At 35.1% G+C, this 18458-nt stretch carries 18 protein-coding genes; 11 read left to right on the forward strand and 7 right to left on the reverse strand.

Features of this window, described 5'->3' with window-relative positions; translation table 11 throughout:
* Positions 1-28: 28 nt before the first annotated feature.
* Positions 29-2791: a tetratricopeptide repeat protein gene (locus MKY00_RS02375; RefSeq protein WP_016716372.1), complete on the reverse strand. Its 2763-nt coding sequence runs from the start codon at positions 2789-2791 to the stop codon at positions 29-31.
* Between the two features lie 462 nt (positions 2792-3253).
* On the opposite strand from MKY00_RS02375, the gene MKY00_RS02380 reads away from it, so the two are divergent.
* Entirely contained in the window at positions 3254-3850 is a 597-nt protein-coding gene (locus MKY00_RS02380; protein WP_016716373.1) for a DedA family protein, read from the forward strand.
* Positions 3851-3858: 8 nt separating this feature from the next.
* Here the strand turns inward: MKY00_RS02380 and MKY00_RS02385 are convergent, their stop codons facing one another.
* The 3 genes from MKY00_RS02385 to MKY00_RS02395 all read right to left on the reverse strand — a co-directional run bounded on the left by MKY00_RS02385 (position 3859) and on the right by MKY00_RS02395 (position 5151).
* The gene (locus MKY00_RS02385; protein ID WP_000100306.1) at positions 3859-4287 is read right to left on the reverse strand and encodes an EamA family transporter; all 429 of its coding nucleotides are present in this window, start codon (positions 4285-4287) and stop codon (positions 3859-3861) included.
* A 145-nt stretch (positions 4288-4432) separates the two neighbouring features.
* On the reverse strand, positions 4433-4579 hold the full coding sequence (locus MKY00_RS02390) for a BH0509 family protein (RefSeq protein ID WP_000817786.1): 147 nt from the start codon (positions 4577-4579) through the stop codon (positions 4433-4435).
* A gap of 155 nt (positions 4580-4734) precedes the next feature.
* Complete coding sequence (locus tag MKY00_RS02395) at positions 4735-5151, reverse strand: pyridoxamine 5'-phosphate oxidase family protein (protein WP_000550219.1); 417 nt, start codon at positions 5149-5151, stop codon at positions 4735-4737.
* Between the two features lie 179 nt (positions 5152-5330).
* On the opposite strand from MKY00_RS02395, the gene cax reads away from it, so the two are divergent.
* Complete coding sequence (gene cax, locus MKY00_RS02400; RefSeq protein ID WP_000482144.1) at positions 5331-6386, forward strand: calcium/proton exchanger; 1056 nt, start codon at positions 5331-5333, stop codon at positions 6384-6386.
* An 81-nt stretch (positions 6387-6467) separates the two neighbouring features.
* A complete protein-coding gene (locus tag MKY00_RS02405; protein ID WP_014893338.1) occupies positions 6468-7265 on the forward strand; it encodes a YfkD famly protein in 798 nt (265 codons plus the stop codon).
* A 35-nt stretch (positions 7266-7300) separates the two neighbouring features.
* Here MKY00_RS02405 and yfkAB read toward each other — a convergent pair whose 3' ends face one another.
* Complete coding sequence (yfkAB, locus tag MKY00_RS02410) at positions 7301-8428, reverse strand: radical SAM/CxCxxxxC motif protein YfkAB (RefSeq protein ID WP_000156010.1); 1128 nt, start codon at positions 8426-8428, stop codon at positions 7301-7303.
* Positions 8429-8641: 213 nt separating this feature from the next.
* Between yfkAB and MKY00_RS02415 the strand changes: the two genes are divergently transcribed.
* The 6 genes from MKY00_RS02415 to truA all read left to right on the forward strand — a co-directional run bounded on the left by MKY00_RS02415 (position 8642) and on the right by truA (position 14567).
* Entirely contained in the window at positions 8642-8824 is a 183-nt protein-coding gene (locus tag MKY00_RS02415) for an SE1561 family protein (RefSeq protein WP_000513558.1), read from the forward strand.
* A gap of 206 nt (positions 8825-9030) precedes the next feature.
* The gene (gene fumA, locus MKY00_RS02420) at positions 9031-10551 is read left to right on the forward strand and encodes a class I fumarate hydratase (RefSeq protein ID WP_000413517.1); all 1521 of its coding nucleotides are present in this window, start codon (positions 9031-9033) and stop codon (positions 10549-10551) included.
* A gap of 126 nt (positions 10552-10677) precedes the next feature.
* Positions 10678-11460: a delta-lactam-biosynthetic de-N-acetylase gene (gene pdaA, locus MKY00_RS02425; RefSeq protein WP_000681212.1), complete on the forward strand. Its 783-nt coding sequence runs from the start codon at positions 10678-10680 to the stop codon at positions 11458-11460.
* 59 nt (positions 11461-11519) lie between these two features.
* Entirely contained in the window at positions 11520-12383 is an 864-nt protein-coding gene (locus MKY00_RS02430) for a DNA-3-methyladenine glycosylase family protein (RefSeq protein WP_016716376.1), read from the forward strand.
* Between the two features lie 10 nt (positions 12384-12393).
* Positions 12394-13773, forward strand: coding sequence for a 23S rRNA (uracil(1939)-C(5))-methyltransferase RlmD (gene rlmD, locus MKY00_RS02435; RefSeq protein ID WP_016716377.1), 1380 nt, complete (start codon positions 12394-12396; stop codon positions 13771-13773).
* Between the two features lie 56 nt (positions 13774-13829).
* Positions 13830-14567 (forward strand): tRNA pseudouridine(38-40) synthase TruA, encoded by a 738-nt coding sequence (truA, locus tag MKY00_RS02440; protein ID WP_000553123.1) that lies wholly within the window; start codon positions 13830-13832, stop codon positions 14565-14567.
* Positions 14568-14617: 50 nt separating this feature from the next.
* On the opposite strand, the gene MKY00_RS02445 is transcribed toward truA, so the two are convergent.
* Both MKY00_RS02445 and MKY00_RS02450 read right to left on the reverse strand, forming a co-directional pair.
* Positions 14618-14815, reverse strand: a complete 198-nt coding sequence (locus MKY00_RS02445) for a hypothetical protein (RefSeq protein ID WP_000063916.1) — start codon at positions 14813-14815, stop codon at positions 14618-14620.
* A 161-nt stretch (positions 14816-14976) separates the two neighbouring features.
* Positions 14977-16380: a sigma-54 interaction domain-containing protein gene (locus MKY00_RS02450; RefSeq protein WP_001258436.1), complete on the reverse strand. Its 1404-nt coding sequence runs from the start codon at positions 16378-16380 to the stop codon at positions 14977-14979.
* Positions 16381-16654: 274 nt separating this feature from the next.
* On the opposite strand from MKY00_RS02450, the gene MKY00_RS02455 reads away from it, so the two are divergent.
* Together MKY00_RS02455 and MKY00_RS02460 are read left to right on the forward strand one after the other, a co-directional pair.
* The gene (locus MKY00_RS02455; RefSeq protein WP_016716379.1) at positions 16655-16909 is read left to right on the forward strand and encodes a biotin/lipoyl-containing protein; all 255 of its coding nucleotides are present in this window, start codon (positions 16655-16657) and stop codon (positions 16907-16909) included.
* A 99-nt stretch (positions 16910-17008) separates the two neighbouring features.
* Positions 17009-18430, forward strand: coding sequence for an amino acid permease (locus MKY00_RS02460; RefSeq protein WP_016716380.1), 1422 nt, complete (start codon positions 17009-17011; stop codon positions 18428-18430).
* The last annotated feature ends 28 nt before the right edge of the window (positions 18431-18458 follow it).

The raw sequence follows: 18458 nt of genomic DNA on the forward strand, positions 1-18458 counted from the left end.
CCCACACTGATTAAAGTTTCACTTTATGTTAAATCGTAGGAGACTCATTAAATTCATAGACGTCTTCATTGTTTTTGTTCGTACTTAAAACGAATTTGTGCTGCAATAGTTGCAGTTTAAAGAATGCTAACGGATCGTGATAAGTTTCTGGATTGCTTCTTAACGTTGCTAATGTTTGCTCGTCTTCCTGTATTTCAAGTTGAGCGGCTTCTACATTTTGTTTCAATATGCTAAGTGGATCTTTAAAGAACATCATGATATCTCGTTCTAATGCGCCTTCAAATACTTCAAATTGAAGGAAGAATTGTTTTGAGATTGTTTGAGCAATTTCCGTATAGTCTTCCGTTTCAATGTATTGTTTATATTTGTTTGCAAGCATAGATTGATTTTTTTGCATGTTACCAAATAGTTTTCCTGCACTCTTTAAGAAAAATTGTGTCGGTGTAAAGCGTAATAAAATATTGATGTTCGATACTGTAATTCTATTTGTCATACGTACAACATCTCGATGCCAATCATCTAGTAATTTGAAATCGCAAGGAAGTTTCATACGTTCTTCTTTATATAATTTATTAAACGTTTCACTCATTTCATCTAAATAAGATTGAGCTTGAATAAATTCATTATGCGCTGTTTCAATCCACTCTTGAATAAACCCAGTAAATTTAGGGAGAAGCACTTGCTGTACATGTTTTTGAATTCGTTCGTTCATCGCAGTATTTAATTCTTCATGAACTAATTTGAAATCACTATCTTCTTGAACAAGGTCAGAGCAGCTCTGTAATAATTCAGGAATTTGAGAATGGATATCTCGTGTGATTTCTTCTTTCGTTAAAAGATAAGATTCTGTAATAGAACGAATTTTATCTTTTTCAAGAGCAGTAAGATTGTTAATAAATCCGTTTAGTTTTACTGAGATATGTTTATTCCAGCGTACTGATTTGACTAATGTATTTTCTAATTCCACACGTTCATTTACAAGGTATGCGATTGTCTTTTGAGTAAACCATATTAGTTTTTCGATACGTTCTTGTTCTATATCGCGTTCTGCTAGATTAGAAAGAATAGACTCTGTCACGTCCCCAAGTTGTTGGCTCCCCTCTTGTGAAGGAGAGTATGGGAAGAACTGCGCATTTGGGAAATGGACTTTCATCTTACTTATTAGTTTTTCATTCGTATCCGCACTATTTGTGTGTAATACGAAATGAATTTGTAAGTTTGGTACTTGTTCACGTAAATAAAGTAATGTATCAAGTTCTTCACCATGTAACGATGAAGCAGAATTTAATACGTAAATAAGGCTATCTGCGGCTTGTAAGTATTCAAAATATGAGCTGTTTTTATCCACTTGTCCTTGAACAGATGGTGTAACAAGAAATGCAAATTTATTCTTTCTCAAAAATCTACTTGGTAATTTAATTTCTATACATTTGTTCTCAAGTTCTGATTGTTCAGGTGTAGCCATTATTTGATGGAATTCATCAAAGTTCGGTATATTGTGCACATCTAACGCAGTGAATTCTGTTATTTCAGTTTGGCTATCATCTTTAAATAGAATAGGAGTTGTTATAGTTTCAGTTAAGATGTTTTCTCCTAATATTGAATTGACGAATGATAATTTATCATGGTCACTAGTTCCCGCAATTAGTAATTTTGTAACATTTAAATCACATAGTTCATGAACGAGTAACGTAAATTGATGACTTAAATCTACATCATTTTTTTCAGCCCATACAGCAATTGTTTCGAATAAATGAGAAACAGTTTCCATATTTACATTTGTTTCAGCTGTTGAATTAGAGAGTAGGGCTCCCGCACTTTTTACGAGTAATGACTCTAAAGTTGTAGGTGAAACTTCATTCCACGCTAACACTGCAGCAGAGACGAATAGGGCGTCTTTTGCTCTCGTTAAACTAAACCAATTTGTTAATAAGTCAGGTACAAGTCCTTGCATTTCATGCATGAAATGTTCACCAGTAATTAATTCAAAGTACGTATCTTGATAGCGTTCAACAATTTCATGCCAATCGTCATTGTTGTCTGTCTCAATATGTAAGAATAAATGATTGATTGTTTGAATCCAAGGTAGATGTGATTTTTCATTTTGATAGCTGTTCCAAAGAGCGATAACAAGTTCCTTAAATTGGACTTGATCAATTGCATATAAAGCTTTTAAAGATTCATAGAAATATTCTGGTTTGATTTGTTTCGTAAATCCTTGATTCACATAATTAATTAAAGTATCGAACCAATGTAATGATTTTGTTCGAATTCCTTCTTGAACGGCAAGTTCGATGGCGTTATTCCAATCTTCTTGTTTTTCATAGAACGAGCGAGCAATTGAAGTAATATTTGGATAGTCAGGTTGAAATGCAACAGCTTCACTAATCGTCTTAAATGCTAGACCTAAACGATCTTGTTCGATATAAAGAGAAAGAAGTTGTAAGGAAACTTCCATTGTAAGAGTTGTATCTTCCGTTTGGATAGATTGATACATTTCTTCTGCTTTTGGTAAGAATCCTAGTTCAAAATAAGCATCTGCAATATTTTTGGTTGCCCAAAGTGCAAGCTCATTATTTACTTTCTCCCATTTAAATATCGCTGCTTCAAAGTCTTTATTTTGGTAATACAATTCACCTTGAGCAAAGCGAATATTAGAAATGTTGGAGAATTCATTTGTAGATTCATTTATATATGCTTCACCGAGTACTTCTGATACTGGAGTAGAAGTTTCTTCTGTTAAAAATGTTTTATAGTAAACCTTTTGGATAAATTGATTTTCAATGGTCATGTTCGTTCCCCCTGTATAATTTAGAAAAATGATGTTGTATGTAAAGGGTGCATGTTCTTTTAATAGGTAGAAGTTGCATTATATCGACCAAACTATGTTTTTGCTAGGTATATCATTTTTCCTGAGAGTTAAACCGTTGCGAAAAGTAACTTTCCTTTATTGTAACAAAAAAACAAGCATATGAATTTTTATTTTTTAATCCCGGTATTTGTGGATAGTAAGATTAGCCCTTCAAGAAGAGATAGATATAAGGGAAGAAGGCGGGAGTCTAGCACATGATTGATGTGCACTAAGAATGAGCGAGGTCACTGATTAATAGTTCAATTTCTTCCTACTAAAGGAATGGATAGAAGTAGAGTTCATTATAAAAACAATGTATAGTGAATATGTATACCATGTTTGTCTGAAAGATAGAAAGGGCACAATATGGAATAACGATCGTGTATAGGATGTGTCTTCCGAATGGAACAACATATTGGCGAGTTAATCGCACATTATGGGTATTTTGGAATTATTATAGCTTTGGCCGGTGGGATTGTTGGATTACCGATACCAGATGAGTTTTTATTGACTTTCGTTGGTTATAACGTTTCAAAAGGCGTTATGTCAGGAACTGCTGCGTTTTTAAGTGGGATGGCTGGTGCGATGTTAGGCATTACATTAAGCTACATATTAGGTTTAAAACTTGGACTCCCTGTTTTAAAAAAATATGGCCCGAAAATTAGAATTAAAGAACATCACATTGAAAAAACACATATTTTATTTGAAAAATATGGCCCATTTCTTTTAATAGTTGGTTATTTTATCCCAGGAGTACGTCATTTAACAGCGTATTTTGCTGGGATGTCGAATTTAACACTTTGGCGTTTTTGTTTGTACGCTTACGGTGGTGCGTTTATTTGGATAAGTGTTTTTATTGGACTTGGCTGGAAGTTAGGAGAGAAGTGGCGTTTTGTTGAGTATAGTTTGCATCATTATGGAATATGGATTTTATCCATTTCAGTAGTTGTTACATGTGTCGTATGGTTTTACATAAAGAAAAAGAAAAACCGCGAGTAGCGGTTTTTTTAGCTGAAAGCAATAAATAGTACACCAGCTGTAATAAAGACAACACCAATACCAGTCATAAAGTTTAATTTTTCGCCGAGTATAATCATAGCGAGAATGATAGAAAATACGACGCTTAATTTATCGACAGGAGCTACTTGTGAAACTTTTCCTGTTTTAAGTGCAAGAAAATAAAATAGCCATGACGAAGCACCTGCAACTCCACTTAATGTGATAAAAAGCAGTGCTTTTTTATTTAGAAGTACGTCGCCAATATTTTGAAATTTACCTTGTATAATAATAACGCCTACCATAAATAATGCCATGATAATAGAACGAACTGTCGTAGCAACATTGGCATCGATTCCATCTAAACCAATCTTACCGAAAATAGATACAAGGGCAGCAGCAATTGCTGATAATAGTGCGAATAAGAGCCATGAACTCATAGTAAAATTCCTCCAATCTTACATTATTATACATGAAAATCATTCTCACGTATAAAGTGAATGGGGTTTTACCGCCTCGCAAAGAGCTGGATAGATAAAGAAATAATCCCCACCTTATATTTTTCATAAGGTGGGGATTATTATACTACTCTGCAATTTCTTCATATAAAAAGTAAGTTACATTATAAATATGTTCTACTTCATCATCTGTCATAAACAATAATTCGTCACGCTCAATCCCTTTTTTCTTTTCGATAAACTCAATCATGTTTTTACGTTCTTCTCTTTTCATCAATTTTATTTCTCCTCTCAATCTGTTTTAATACAGTTTATTTAAGTTAATGCTATTATATAACAGAATCTTTAGAAAGTTCCACCTATTTTATTGTTTTTTTCAGAAGAACTTTTCGACAAAACAAGCCCACCTAAAGGGGGGCTTGTTTCACTTTATAGTCGTAAAAACTCGGGCTCCGTCGTACCGGCACCATCGATGTAATAAATTGTATCGGGGTTGATTTTAATTAGTACATAATTAGGGTCTTCAGGACCGAGTAACCAACGCTTTAAGCTATTATTCCAAAACTTGTTTTTTAATGTGGAGTCTTCCTCGATGGAGGCTAAGCCTTCCACTTCGATATAATCTTCATCTAATTTTTTTCCTTCACGACCAAGTAGTACATGTACATTTGGATTGTTTTCAATATCTGTTATCTTTTTTGATTGTCGATCTGTTGCAACATATAGTACAAAATCTTCGTGGAAAAACATCATAAAGGCGCTATGAGGTTTCTCATTTCGTACTGTAGATAATACACCGGTACGTTGACCTTGAATAATAGTTGCGATTTTTTCTTTTAAGTGCATAATTTTAACCCCTTTTCATAATTTATAATTCTGTCTGTTTCAACAAGATAATTTAAATATCTTTCATACTGTTTTCTTCAATCCGATTTTTTAAACGCAATTGTGATGAAATCGGACAAGTTAGGAGAAGAATAATAATAATATCGAGGAGAAATACATACGATGGAAGGATGAAAAGCATGTTTAATAAAATATTTCTTATAGTAGCGCTTATAGGTGTACCACTGTCTGTACTTGGGAAAACACTTCATTGGCCTCAAACAATTATGTTCGCTGTGTATTGTATTACGATTATCGCATTAGCGGGTTTTATGGGGAGAGCGACAGAAAGTTTGGCAATTGTATCTGGTCCTAGAATAGGTGGATTATTAAATGCTACTTTCGGTAACGCTGTTGAACTAATCATTTCAATTTTTGCACTTCAGGCAGGATTAATTGAGGTAGTGTTAGCTTCTTTAACGGGCTCTGTACTTGGAAATTTATTATTAGTAGGAGGGCTATCCTTCTTTGTGGGAGGGCTTAAATATAAAAGACAAAGTTTTAATGTGTATGATGCAAGGCATAATTCGGCTTTATTAATCTTTGCTGTAGTAGTAGCATTTGTTATTCCAGAGATTTTTTCAATGAAGATGGACGCTGGAAAGACGTATCAGTTAAGTATAGGTGTCTCGATTATTATGATTATTATGTACCTTGCTGCATTGCTATTTAAGTTAGTTACGCACCGTGGTGTATATCAGCATAAAAGTGATGAAGTCGCTCATGAGGAAGAACCAGAGTGGTCGAAAGGGAAAGCATTACTCATTTTAGCGATAGCAACAATTGCGGTAGCGTATGTGTCAGAGGCGCTCGTGCATACATTTGAGACAGTTGCAAAATCATTTGGTTGGTCAGAACTATTTATAGGGGTTATTATCGTCGCAATTGTCGGGAATGCAGCGGAACATGCATCTGCAATTATTATGGCGTATAAAAATAAAGTAAACATTGCAGTTGAGATTGCAATAGGTTCTACATTACAAATTGCCATGTTTGTTGCTCCTGTATTAGTACTGCTTTCTATGTTCTTCACGCAAAGGATGCCTTTAGTATTTACGATACCAGAACTTGTTTCTATGATTACAGCTGTTTTCTTAACGATTGCGATTTCAAATGATGGAGATACAAATTGGTTTGAAGGTGGTACTTTATTAGCAGCGTATGTCATTATGGGAATTGGTTTTTATTTATTATGAAAAATAGGCATAACAATTGTGCCCAGAGAAAACAATAAACAAAGTAGTATATATACCTTTACATAGGAAGGAGCCAGACAGGTGAAACGAGTATACAGCATATGTCTTTCAACTATGGTCTCGTTTATTCTATTATTTCCTAACATGAGTTTTGCAAAGACAACGGTAGAAACAAAAATGCCTTCATCTGTTTTAAATATTTCTAAAGACAATACGTTTCCGAATGATGCGCAAGATTTACCGCGTTTGCAGCCGAGTAAGTTTGCTCAAGAACTATTGAAAACAGCGAATATTAAAATCGAAAACCCAGACTTAATTCGAATGTTTAATGAAACGACAATTTCGAATGCGCCACTTGCGGTAGGGTACCGAGCGAAGATTTATTTAGGTCAATGGGCTTTGCATTATGAATCGGTTGATACATCAATCAATTGGGAATATAAACAAGTAAATCGCAATGTGTATGATAATCGAGGAGGAGATCGCCTATATCCGCTACGCTATAAGCAAGAAACGCAAAAGACGGTTGAAGGCGATTTAACAGCAGATATGAAAGATGCTGCAGATGTGAAGAAAATGATGCTTCTCAAAGCACTTGAAAAGGTACAATTGCCGCTTTCATTTAAAACGACTATTGGTTATGGCACAGGACATGAACGTGTGTATAACATTAGTCCGAGTCAACTTGGATATTTATATGCTTATACACCAGCAGTAAATGAAAAAGGGAAAGTAACATTTGGAGAAGTATACCTTGTATTAAAGGGAAATCAAAAAAGGCTCGTTGTAAAAAATATTACTTCTCAAGGAATTGGAGCGGCTATTCCAATTCATGATCATTTGTATTTTAAATTCATTTCTTCTTCTCACTCGCAATAACATAAAAAAACGTCAGCTTATAAGCTGACGTTTTTTTATAATGTAATATTTGCTGTTTTTGATAAGAAATCTTCTGTCGGATAGTAGCTGTTTTTTACAAGAACATTCGGTCCAAGACACTTTACTGCAGGACAGTGACAGCTTAATGATTTTGCTGTTTTTGAAGCGCTCCATTTTTCATACGCTTCTTGTAACGTATTTGTTTGTATGTTTCCTAGAAGTGGAACATCACCAAAGTCCGTTACAATAATATTTCCATCGAAAATATTTACATTTAAACGAGAACGGCCATCCGGATCATTACGAACTGTGACATTTTTGCTCTTTTGTAATTTTTTAAATGTGGCAATGTCTCGCTCGTCATCGCTACAAGCATAGAAAGGTAAAGTTCCAAATAACATCCATACATTTTCATCGCGAATTTCTAGTAAATGCTCAATTGCATCACGAATTTCAGCTTTTGTTAAAATCTCTAGATTACTCGCAAAGTCACTTGGATACATTGGGTGAACCTCATGACGTTTACATCCCATTTCGTCAACGATTTGACGATGAATATGTTCAATGTGTGGTAGAGTTCGTTTATTCAGCATCGTTTCAGCAGATACAAGTACACCTGCATCTGATAGAGCTTTACTATTTGTAATCATTCGTTCAAATAACTTTGCACGTTGTTCATACGTAGGTTTACGCTCCATCATTGCAAATCCACCTTCAACGAAATCATCAATTGTTCCCCAGTTATGAGAAATGTGCAGTACGTCTAAATAAGGAATAATTTGCTCGTAACGTGCTAAATCTATAGTTAAGTTTGAGTTGATTTGAGTGCGAACGCCTCGTTCATGGGCATATTTTAAGAGTGGTGTTACATAGTTGTCGACGGATTTTTTTGAAAGCATAGGTTCTCCGCCAGTAATACTTAAAGAACGTAAATGAGGAATCTCATCTAATCGTTTTAATAAAAGATCCATCGGAAGCGGATTCGGGTCTTTCGGCTGTAACGTGTAACCAACAGCGCAATGCTCACAGCGCATATTGCATAACGTCGTCGTTGTAAACTCAACATTTGTTAATAGTAGTTTGCCGTACTCTTCAAGGTCCATATACGCTTCCCATGGATCGTAAGAAGGAGTAATCGGCTTCATTTTTTGTGATATCGTCATATGAAATACTCCTTTGACTATTGAAATAACAATTTGTCCATTCTCTATAATAGAAGAATATGTACTTTTTATAAAGTGAAACTTTTTAGAGGAAAAAGAGAGAGGGCTTACATTATAGTGAATAACCGTGACAAAATTGATGAAATTACATACCCATTGTAATCATTTTTGCGGTATAATAAAAGCAACTCGAATTAAAAGGAGAGTGCCTTCATGGGAAAAGCAATTCAAGATAAAGATACACAATTAGTATATTTAAAGGAACGTTTAAATATGTTCATTGAAGTAATTGATACAATTGAACCTGAAGAAGTAGAATTAGAAGATGTAGATCGTCTTCTTGCAATGTTAGATGAATTAGAATTAAAATGTGAGCAATTTAAAAAAGACGAATAATATATTAAAAAGGCTGCCAATTCCAATTTGGTAGCCTTTTTCTGTGTGGATAATAGAAGGACGATAGAAAAAGAGGTATAATCAAGTTGTGAAAAATTTCATTTATGCTTGAATAGCGTGAAACAAATAAAAAGTGAAAGAGCATAACAATGAAATTTTCAGCTCATAACGTTTTGGTAGCGTTCACAATTGAGGGGGAAGTAACAATGGAAAAGCTTCAAGAAAGCATGTATCAACTAATTGTTGAAACGTCAACGAACTTACCGAAAGATGTTCGTCGTGCGATTCAACAAGCGAAAGAGCGAGAAAATGCAGGGACTCGTTCTGCGATGGCACTTGGCACAATTACAAATAATATTAAAATGGCTGATGATAACATCTCGCCAATTTGCCAAGATACAGGGATGCCAACGTTTAAAATTTATACACCAGTTGGTGTGAACCAATTAAAGTTGAAGGAAGCCATCTATAATGCGCTTGAGCGGGCGACAAAAGATGGTAAACTTCGTCCAAATTCTGTTGATTCTCTTTTTGGAGACAATAGTGGAAATAATTTAGGACCAGGTACACCGGTAATTAAGTTTGAACAATGGGAAAAAGATTATATTGATGCACGTTTAATCCTAAAGGGTGGTGGCTGTGAGAATAAAAATATTCAGTATAGCTTACCATGCGAACTAGAAGGACTTGGACGAGCTGGCCGTGATTTAGAAGGGATTCGTAAATGCCTTCTTCATGCAGTATATCAAGCGCAAGGTCAAGGATGTAGTGCAGGTGTAATTGGTGTTGGTATCGGGGGAGACCGCACATCAGGTTACGAATTAGCAAAAAATCAATTATTCCGTACATTAGATGATGTTAATCCAATCCCAGAATTACAACAACTTGAAGAGTACGTATTAGAAAATGCGAATAAGCTTGGCATTGGTACGATGGGATTTGGTGGAGAAACAACTTTACTTGGTTGTAAAATTGGCGTATATAACCGTCTGCCAGCTAGTTTCTACGTATCTGTGGCGTATAATTGCTGGGCATATCGCCGCCTTGGTGTAACAATCCATCCTGAAACAGGTGAAATTATGGATTGGTTATATCAAGAAGGTGAAGATACACTGGAGCAAGAAGTACAAGAAAAAACAGAGCAACGTGAAATTGTATTACAAGCACCAATTACAGAAGAGCAAATTCGTGAACTTCGCGTTGGTGATGTTGTAACAATTAATGGCATGATGTATACAGGTCGTGACGCAATTCATAAGCATTTAATGGATAACGATTGTCCAGTAGATTTAAATGGGCAAATTATTTACCACTGTGGTCCAGTTGTTGTGAAAGATGAAAATGACAATTGGCAAATTAAAGCGGCAGGTCCAACGACAAGTATTCGTGAAGAACCGTACCAAGGTGACATTATGAAGAAATTCGGTATTAGAGCTGTCATTGGAAAAGGCGGTATGGGTGCGAAAACATTAGCAGCTTTAGAAGAACACGGCGGTGTATATTTAAACGCAATTGGTGGTGCAGCGCAATATTATGCTGAATGTATTAAAGAAGTGAAAGATGTTGATTTCTTACAATTTGGTATTCCAGAGGCAATGTGGCATTTACGTATCGATGGATTTAAAGCAGTTGTAACAATGGATTCCCACGGTAATAGCTTACATGCAGATGTTGATAAAACATCACTTGAAAAATTAGCTAGCTTTAAAGAGCCAGTATTTAAGTAAACAAAAATGCATCTCGAATCATTCGAGATGCATTTTTTTGGTATATATAGAAAAACATGTTCAGCATGAAAGAATGCGTAGCAACAGAAACTACAAGTACGATTATATATGGAAAGGAGACTATTTATGAAACATAAATGGTTATATATCGGTCTCATTTTTTCAATTATGATGGCACTTGTTCCAGTTTCGGCATTAGCTTATACAAATACTCCACATAACTGGGGAATCCCGCGCCCTAAAAATGAAACAGTACCAGATGCAGGAAAGTTATATACAGATTTACTACAAAAAAATGGCGGTTTTTATTTAGGGGATACGAAGAAAAAAGATATTTATTTAACATTTGATAATGGTTATGAGAATGGATACACAGGGAAAATCTTAGACGTATTAAAAGAGAAAAAAGTACCAGCAACTTTCTTTGTAACGGGGCATTACATTAAAACACAAAAAGATTTATTGTTAAGAATGAAGAATGAAGGACACATTATTGGAAACCATTCTTGGAGTCATCCTGATTTCACAGCGGTAAACGATGAGAAACTTCGTGAAGAATTAACGAGTGTAACGGAAGAAATTAAAAAAGTAACTGGACAAAAAGAAGTGAAATATGTACGTCCCCCGCGCGGCGTATTTAGTGAAAGAACGTTAGCTCTTACGAAAGAAATGGGCTACTATAATGTATTTTGGTCACTTGCATTTTTGGATTGGAAAGTAGATCAGCAAAGAGGATGGCAATATGCGCATAATAATGTTATGACGATGATTCATCCAGGATCTATTTTATTACTTCATGCCATATCAAAAGATAATGCAGAAGCACTTGCAAAAATCATTGATGATTTGCGCGAGAAAGGGTATCATTTTAAAAGTCTAGATGACTTAGTAAAAAGCAATCAACCGTAAGCATGTATGCTTGCGGTTTTCTCATGCTATAATGATGTGTAAAAAGGATGGGGAAACGTATGTGGAGCGAACATGTTACGTTAGAGTATCCGTATCATTTTGAAGAAGTATTAAAACGTTTATCTTTTGATCCTCTTAACGTCATTCAATTAGATGAGAAAGTTATTTATGTCCCGCTTTGTATAGACGAGGAACAGATTGTTGTTCGTCTGCAAGGGATTGGTACTGTTCAAAATCCACAGTTTTGGATTTCTAGTCAGACAGGAGATTCAGAGAAAGTCATGAAACGAATGAGGGCCATTTTTCATTGGAATGAACCGTTTCAAGATATACAAAATCATTTTTTAAGCACATCATTACGTCCACTATTTGAAACATATGCTTATACTCCAATTATTTTAGAATTTGATTATTTTGCTTGTCTTCTTCGCTGTATCATTCATCAACAAATAAATTTGAAATTTGCTACTGTGTTAACAGAACAGTTTGTGAAACGATATGGAACAGAGAAGAACGGTGTATTCTTTTTCCCCACTCCAGAAATAGTAGCAAATATTTCAATAGAGGAATTGAGAGTGCAGAAGTTTAGTCAGCGAAAAGCTGAATATATGGTAGGATTAGCAAAGTGTATTATAGGTGGTAAGTTAGATTTAACTAGAATAGAAAACGAAACAGAAGAAGGAGTTGCAGCACAATTGTTACCAATTAGGGGGATTGGTGCATGGACAGTGCAAAACTTTTTAATGTTTGGGCTTGGACGGAAAAATATGTTTCCGAAAGCAGACATTGGGATTCAGCGTGCAGTACAAGGTGTATTTCAATTAGATGATAAACCTGATGATGCATTTTTAGAAAACGTGAAACAAGAGTGTGAACCATACTGCAGTTATGCAGCGTTATATTTATGGAAAAGTATAGAGTAGAGGTGTAATAATGATACAAAAGCAACATGAGAGTAAGTTGGAAGTTGGTCAAACGTTTCCTGTGACAATTAAACGTCTTGGGATTAACGGAGAAGGCGTTGGTTATTTTAAGAGACAAGTTGTCTTCATTCCAGGGGCATTACCAGGAGAAGAAGTTGTTGCTGAAACGACGAAAATTCAGCGTGGCTTCGCTGAAGCGAAAGTGAAAAAGGTTCGTAAAGCTTCACCACATCGCGTGAAAGCGCCATGTCCGGTATATGAAGAGTGCGGCGGTTGCCAATTGCAACATTTAGACTATAAAGAACAATTAAATCAAAAGCGTGATATCGTTGTACAAGCATTCCAGAAGTATATGAACAACGGTTTGGAAGAGAAAATTCGTCCGACGCTAGGCATGGAAAATCCATGGCATTATCGTAATAAGAGTCAACTACAAGTGGGGCGTAAAGACGAAAAGGTTATTACAGGACTGTATAAACAAAATTCACATCAGTTAATTGATATTGCTCATTGTATGATTCAACATAAAGCAACGAATGAAGCGACAAAAGTTGTAAGACGTATTTTAGAAAAATTAAATGTTTCTATTTACAATGAGAAAAAACAAAAAGGTTTAGTACGTACAATTGTGACACGTACTGCAGTTCAAACAGGGGAAGTACAAGTTACACTTATTACAACAAAAGAAGAGTTGCCAAATAAAGAACAATTTATTGCAGAAGTACAAAAACAGATGCCAGCTGTTAAATCAATTATGCAAAATGTAAACTGGCGTAAAACATCTGTTATTTTCGGTGATAAAACATTTAAATTAGCTGGAAAAGAAGTAATTCAAGAAACACTTGGTGATTTATCATTTGAATTATCAGCACGTGCATTCTTCCAGTTGAATCCAGAACAAACGGTTGTTTTATATAATGAAGCGAAAAAAGCCGCTGCCTTAACTGGAAATGAGAAAATTGTAGATGCGTATTGTGGCGTTGGTACAATTGGACTTTGGCTTGCAAATAATGCGGCGGAAGTACGTGGTATGGATGTAATTCCAGAAGCAATTGCAGATGCAAGAAAAAATGCGAAGCGTCACGGATTTACAAATACGAAATATGAAGCAGGTAAAGCTGAACAATGGTTACCGAAATGGGTAAAAGAAGGATGGCGTCCAGATGTAATTGTTGTCGATCCACCTCGTACAGGTTGCGATGATAAATTACTGGAAACAATTTTAAAAGTGAAGCCGAAACAAGTTGTTTACGTATCTTGTAACCCTTCTTCATTAGCACGTGATGTACAAGCGTTAATGAAGAGCTATGAAGTGGAATATGTACAACCAGTTGATATGTTCCCGCATACAGCTCATGTAGAAAATGTAGTGAAGCTTGTTAGAAAGTAAAGTTTATTAATATTCCCTCATGGTATGAGGGAATATTTTCTATGAAGGAGAATATTATGCACAATTATAAATTAACGATTCAGTACGACGGTGCACGTTTTAAAGGATGGCAGCGTCTCGGTAATAACGATAATACGATTCAAGGAAAAATCGAAAGTGTCATTTCTGAAATGGTCGGAAAAGAAACTGAAATTATCGGTTGTAGTAGAACAGACGCTGGTGTGCATGCTTTGAATCAAGTTGCTAACTTTCAAAGTGATGAGAAGTTAGTGGAACATAAAGTAAAAAAATATTTAAATCAATATTTACCTAATGATATTAGTATTACGAATGTAGAAGAAGTACATGATCGATTCCATGCCCGTTACAATTCTAAAGCAAAAACATACCTTTATAAAATTTGGAATGAAGAGCACACGAACCCATTTATGCGTAAATACAGCATGCATGTGAATAAAAAATTAAATGTGAAAAGCATGAAAGAAGCCGCGAAACATTTAGTTGGTTCACATGACTTTACTGCTTTTTCAAATGCAAAATCAAAGAAAAAGTCTATGGTGCGAGAAGTATATACACTTGAAGTGATGGAAGAAGCAGGATTTGTACAAATTAGAGTAAGTGGTAACGGATTCCTTCATAACATGGTCCGAAAAATTGTTGGAGCATTAATTGAAGTTGGGTTAGGACAATTAGATGCAGAGGCGATTCCACAGATTTTAGAGGCGAAACAACGTAATCAGATTAATTGCCTTGCTGAGGCAAGTGGTTTGTATTTGGAGAATGTTGAGTTTTAATAGTAATAAAAAAATCGAGCTGTGTAGGCTCGATTTTTTATGTTTTGGCGTTAAGAAGATTTTTCTTTCTTCATACGTATCTTCAAATTCCAAAAAGCAGCAAGCATAATAGCTGCAAAAGAGCCGCTAATTGTTGCTAATAGTTTTGCATAAGGATAGGCGTTTATATCAACTAGTAACATCATACATACAATGGTAGGGAAGAAGGCTAAGTATTGTAATAACTTTAATTTGTTATCATTACTCATATATATCGTTCCTTTCTAGTATGTTATATGTTTATTGTAGCATATTTTACCAAATGTTTATTTGTACTTGGAAAAAATTTAATGCGGTTTTAGTAGGAAATAAAAGTTAGGCTAGTAATCAGTGGAAGATGGACAAAATCTCCACTGATTAACGTCTTATTTTATATGTGTAAATGCAATTTTTTAATTCGATATTGTAAGTTTTGCCTACTTAATCCTAAAAACTTTGCAGCTTGTGAAATATTACCGTGATACTCTTTCAAAATTTGAGTGATGTAGTTCTTTTCCATTGCTTCTATTGTGTGCTTTAACGTTTTTGGCGCATCAGTATCGTTATTAGTTAGGAGAGGTTGCATATTGAATTCTTTTTTTATTCGTTCGCGAAAGCGAGTGGGAAGGTGAAACGCTGTAATGATATTTTCATCTTCAACTAAATTCATTGAACCTTCAATGACATGTTCCAATTCTCGTACGTTTCCAGGCCAATCATATGCATATAAGAATTCTCTTACATGTATATCTACATCTGTTACGCCGAGTCCAAATTGAATGTTGTACTTTTCGATAAAGTGCTGAACAAGAGCTGGAATATCTTCTTTTCGTTCACGTAAAGGCGGGAGACATAAAGTAACGACGCTTAATCTGTAATATAAGTCTTCCCGCAATCGATTGTGTTTCATAGCTTCAAGAGGGTCTTCATTAATAGTTGCTATAATACGAACATCAATTTCTTTTTCTTGTGTGCCTCCGATTCTTCGTATTGTTTTTTCTTGTATAGCTCGCAGTAACTTCGCTTGAAGTGCTGGACTTAACGAATTGATCTCATCTAATAACAAAGTTCCTCCGTTTGCTTCTTCAAATAAACCGGCTTTATCGATAGCTCCTGTAAATGCACCGCGGTTCGTACCAAATAATAAGCTTTCCATGAGTGTATCAGGTATAGCGGCACAGTTTTGCGAAATAAATGGTTTGCCCGAACGTTGACTTTCATTATGGATACTTTGTGCAAATAGTTCTTTTCCAGTTCCTGTTTCTCCTACGAGAAGTATGGAGGATGATGTGCGAATTACCCTTTTTCCTTCCGCAATGGTGGATTGAATGGCTTCAGAATCACCAATTATGTGATCAAAGGTAAATTTAGTGTTTTGTTTTCGGGAAGAGTCCATTTTTATTGTTTGCTTTAAGTGATTCATCTCTTTTGAAATTTCAATAGCACCTTTAATTTTCCCGTTTTCTATTATTGGGAAAGTATCGTTAATCGTCGTAATTTCTTGCCCTTTATTGTTAAAATAAGTTTGTTTTATATTTTTGTTTGTTTTTCCTAATTTTAATGCTTCTATAAGAGTACTATTTTTATTTTCTTCAAATGCGAATACTTCTAAAGGACTTTTATATAGCACATCTGAGCGCTCCATTGATTCAATTTCCATCATTTTACGGTTATAGATAATCGTTTTACCTTCCTCATTAATAATATGAATCCCGATATCGAGTTCATTGAGCAAAGTTTCATATAGCATATTCATTTCAATGATCTGTTTCAAATTAATTTCTTCTGTACGCATAGATTATCTTCTCCTCATTTCACCCTATGAAGACTGACTTTTTATAATTTTATTAAAATTCTTATAAAATCGCAAAATTTTTTTGCGATTTTCCTTTTAAAACTTCTTACACGGTAGAAAAAATTTGCGGTTATGAAGATTTTTTTGTGAGGAACCCTCATTTTAAATAGGAATTTAAGATTGGTACGCATTTTGCATAAAGAATAGTTGAAATCTCTAAAGGAGGGATATGCAACGTTTCAGTACCAATTAATAAGAAGGAGGAGTGTATAAAGTGAAGACGGTTATAGAAGGCGTGTATAGTCCTTGTTATGGGAAAGTTGAGAAGTTATTTGTTACGGAAAGTTCTTACGTATACGAATGGGAGAAATTAGCGTTAATTGAAACAATAGATAAACAGAAAGTAGAAATTAAGGTAGGAATCAGTGGGTATATCGAGTCATTAGAAGTAGTAGAAGGACAAGCTATCGCTAATAAAAAGTTATTAATAACAGTGAGGGATGATCTTTTAATAACAGGTAGTGATTAATACTATGTATTTTGCTCTTTTCAATAATTATTTTTCGTATAAACAATTTTAAAAACGCTTACATGAAATAGGTTTCCAAAGGGAAAAGGGGGGATTTGTATGATGGATCAAAACCAAGGATTAAAAAGGGAATTGAAAAGCAGACACATATTTATGATTGCACTTGGAGGAGTTATTGGTACCGGACTTTTTTTAGGATCGGGGTATACAATTCATGAAGCTGGGCCTGGAGGAGCGATTGTAGCTTATCTTGTTGGAGGGTTTGTTATGTATTTAACGATGCTCTGTCTCGGAGAATTAGCTGTTGCGATGCCTGACGCAGGATCTTATCAAACGTATGCTACGAAGCATATTTCCCCTGCAGCGGGTTATGTAGTCGGATGGATGTCGTGGCTAAACTGGTCGGCTACAATAGGTATTGAACTCATTGCAGTTAGTATTTTAATGAAACGATGGTTTCCTGATGTACCGTCTTGGATTTGGTGCGTAGTGTTTGCGGTACTACTTTTTGCTATTAACGCGTTATCTTCAAGAAGTTTTGCAGAAGTTGAATTTTGGTTTGCAAGTATTAAAGTCATTACAATCATTGCATTTATTATTTTGGGCGGGGCAGCAATGTTTGGTTTTCTAGATATGAAAGGAAATGAGCCAGCACCAATGTTTTCTAGCTTTACTGATTATGGTGGGTTGTTTCCAAATGGATTATCCGCTATTTTAATTACGATGATTGCTGTTAATTTTTCCTTCCAAGGAACAGAGCTAGTTGGTATTGCAGCTGGAGAGAGTGAAAATCCAGAAAAAACAATCCCGAAGGCAATTAATAATACAGTTTGGCGTATACTTGTGTTCTTTGTATTATCTATTTTCATTCTTGCAGGATTATTCCCATGGCAACAAGCAGGAGTGATAGAAAGTCCATTCGTAGTTGTATTTGATAAAATTGGTATTCCTTATGCAGCTGATATTATCAATTTCGTTATTATTACAGCGGTTCTATCCGTTGCAAATTCAGGGCTATATGCAACTTCTCGTATGCTATGGTCTATGTCTAATCAAGGAATGATTAGTCCGATTTTTAGTAAGTTATCTAAAAGCGGCGTTCCAATTTATGCATTGATTGTAAGTACAATTGTAGGTTGTCTCTCATTACTATCAGGTATTTATGCGGAAGATACAGTTTATTTATGGTTGCTTTCTATTGCTGGATTTGGAGCAATACTAGTTTGGGCATCTATTGCTCTATCTAACTTATTAGCTAGAAGGTCATATGTTAAGCAGGGCGGGGATGTGAAGGACTTGAAATTTAAAACACCGCTATATCCATTCGTTCCACTGCTTGCGTTAGTATTAAATATAACAGTAATTGTAGGTATGGCCTTTATTCCAGAACAAAGAATGGCATTGTATTGTGGTATTCCCTTTATGATTGTTTGTTTACTGTTTTACCGTGCGACAAGAAATAAGGGGAGTAACTTAGAGCATATTGAAAAGACAAAGACAACAGAAATAGAGAGTTTATAATAGTGATTAATTTGGAGACTGTAAAATT

Origin of the sequence: Bacillus sp. FSL R9-9834, from assembly GCF_038006905.1 — a bacterium.
In the GTDB taxonomy this organism is placed as follows: Bacteria; Bacillota; Bacilli; order Bacillales; family Bacillaceae_G; genus Bacillus_A; species Bacillus_A pacificus.

Bases quoted from the DNA above. Each gene is read 5' to 3' on its own strand.
- MKY00_RS02375 (WP_016716372.1), bottom strand. From the start codon at position 2,791: ATGACCATTGAAAATCAATTTATCCAAAAGGTTTACTATAAAACATTT.
- MKY00_RS02380 (WP_016716373.1), top strand. From the start codon at position 3,254: ATGGAACAACATATTGGCGAGTTAATCGCACATTATGGGTATTTTGGA.
- MKY00_RS02385 (WP_000100306.1), bottom strand. From the start codon at position 4,287: ATGAGTTCATGGCTCTTATTCGCACTATTATCAGCAATTGCTGCTGCC.
- MKY00_RS02390 (WP_000817786.1), bottom strand. From the start codon at position 4,579: ATGAAAAGAGAAGAACGTAAAAACATGATTGAGTTTATCGAAAAGAAA.
- MKY00_RS02395 (WP_000550219.1), bottom strand. From the start codon at position 5,151: ATGCACTTAAAAGAAAAAATCGCAACTATTATTCAAGGTCAACGTACC.
- cax (WP_000482144.1), top strand. From the start codon at position 5,331: ATGTTTAATAAAATATTTCTTATAGTAGCGCTTATAGGTGTACCACTG.
- yfkAB (WP_000156010.1), bottom strand. From the start codon at position 8,428: ATGACGATATCACAAAAAATGAAGCCGATTACTCCTTCTTACGATCCA.
- MKY00_RS02415 (WP_000513558.1), top strand. From the start codon at position 8,642: ATGGGAAAAGCAATTCAAGATAAAGATACACAATTAGTATATTTAAAG.
- fumA (WP_000413517.1), top strand. From the start codon at position 9,031: ATGGAAAAGCTTCAAGAAAGCATGTATCAACTAATTGTTGAAACGTCA.
- pdaA (WP_000681212.1), top strand. From the start codon at position 10,678: ATGAAACATAAATGGTTATATATCGGTCTCATTTTTTCAATTATGATG.
- MKY00_RS02430 (WP_016716376.1), top strand. From the start codon at position 11,520: ATGTGGAGCGAACATGTTACGTTAGAGTATCCGTATCATTTTGAAGAA.
- rlmD (WP_016716377.1), top strand. From the start codon at position 12,394: ATGATACAAAAGCAACATGAGAGTAAGTTGGAAGTTGGTCAAACGTTT.
- truA (WP_000553123.1), top strand. From the start codon at position 13,830: ATGCACAATTATAAATTAACGATTCAGTACGACGGTGCACGTTTTAAA.
- MKY00_RS02445 (WP_000063916.1), bottom strand. From the start codon at position 14,815: ATGAGTAATGATAACAAATTAAAGTTATTACAATACTTAGCCTTCTTC.
- MKY00_RS02450 (WP_001258436.1), bottom strand. From the start codon at position 16,380: ATGCGTACAGAAGAAATTAATTTGAAACAGATCATTGAAATGAATATG.
- MKY00_RS02460 (WP_016716380.1), top strand. From the start codon at position 17,009: ATGATGGATCAAAACCAAGGATTAAAAAGGGAATTGAAAAGCAGACAC.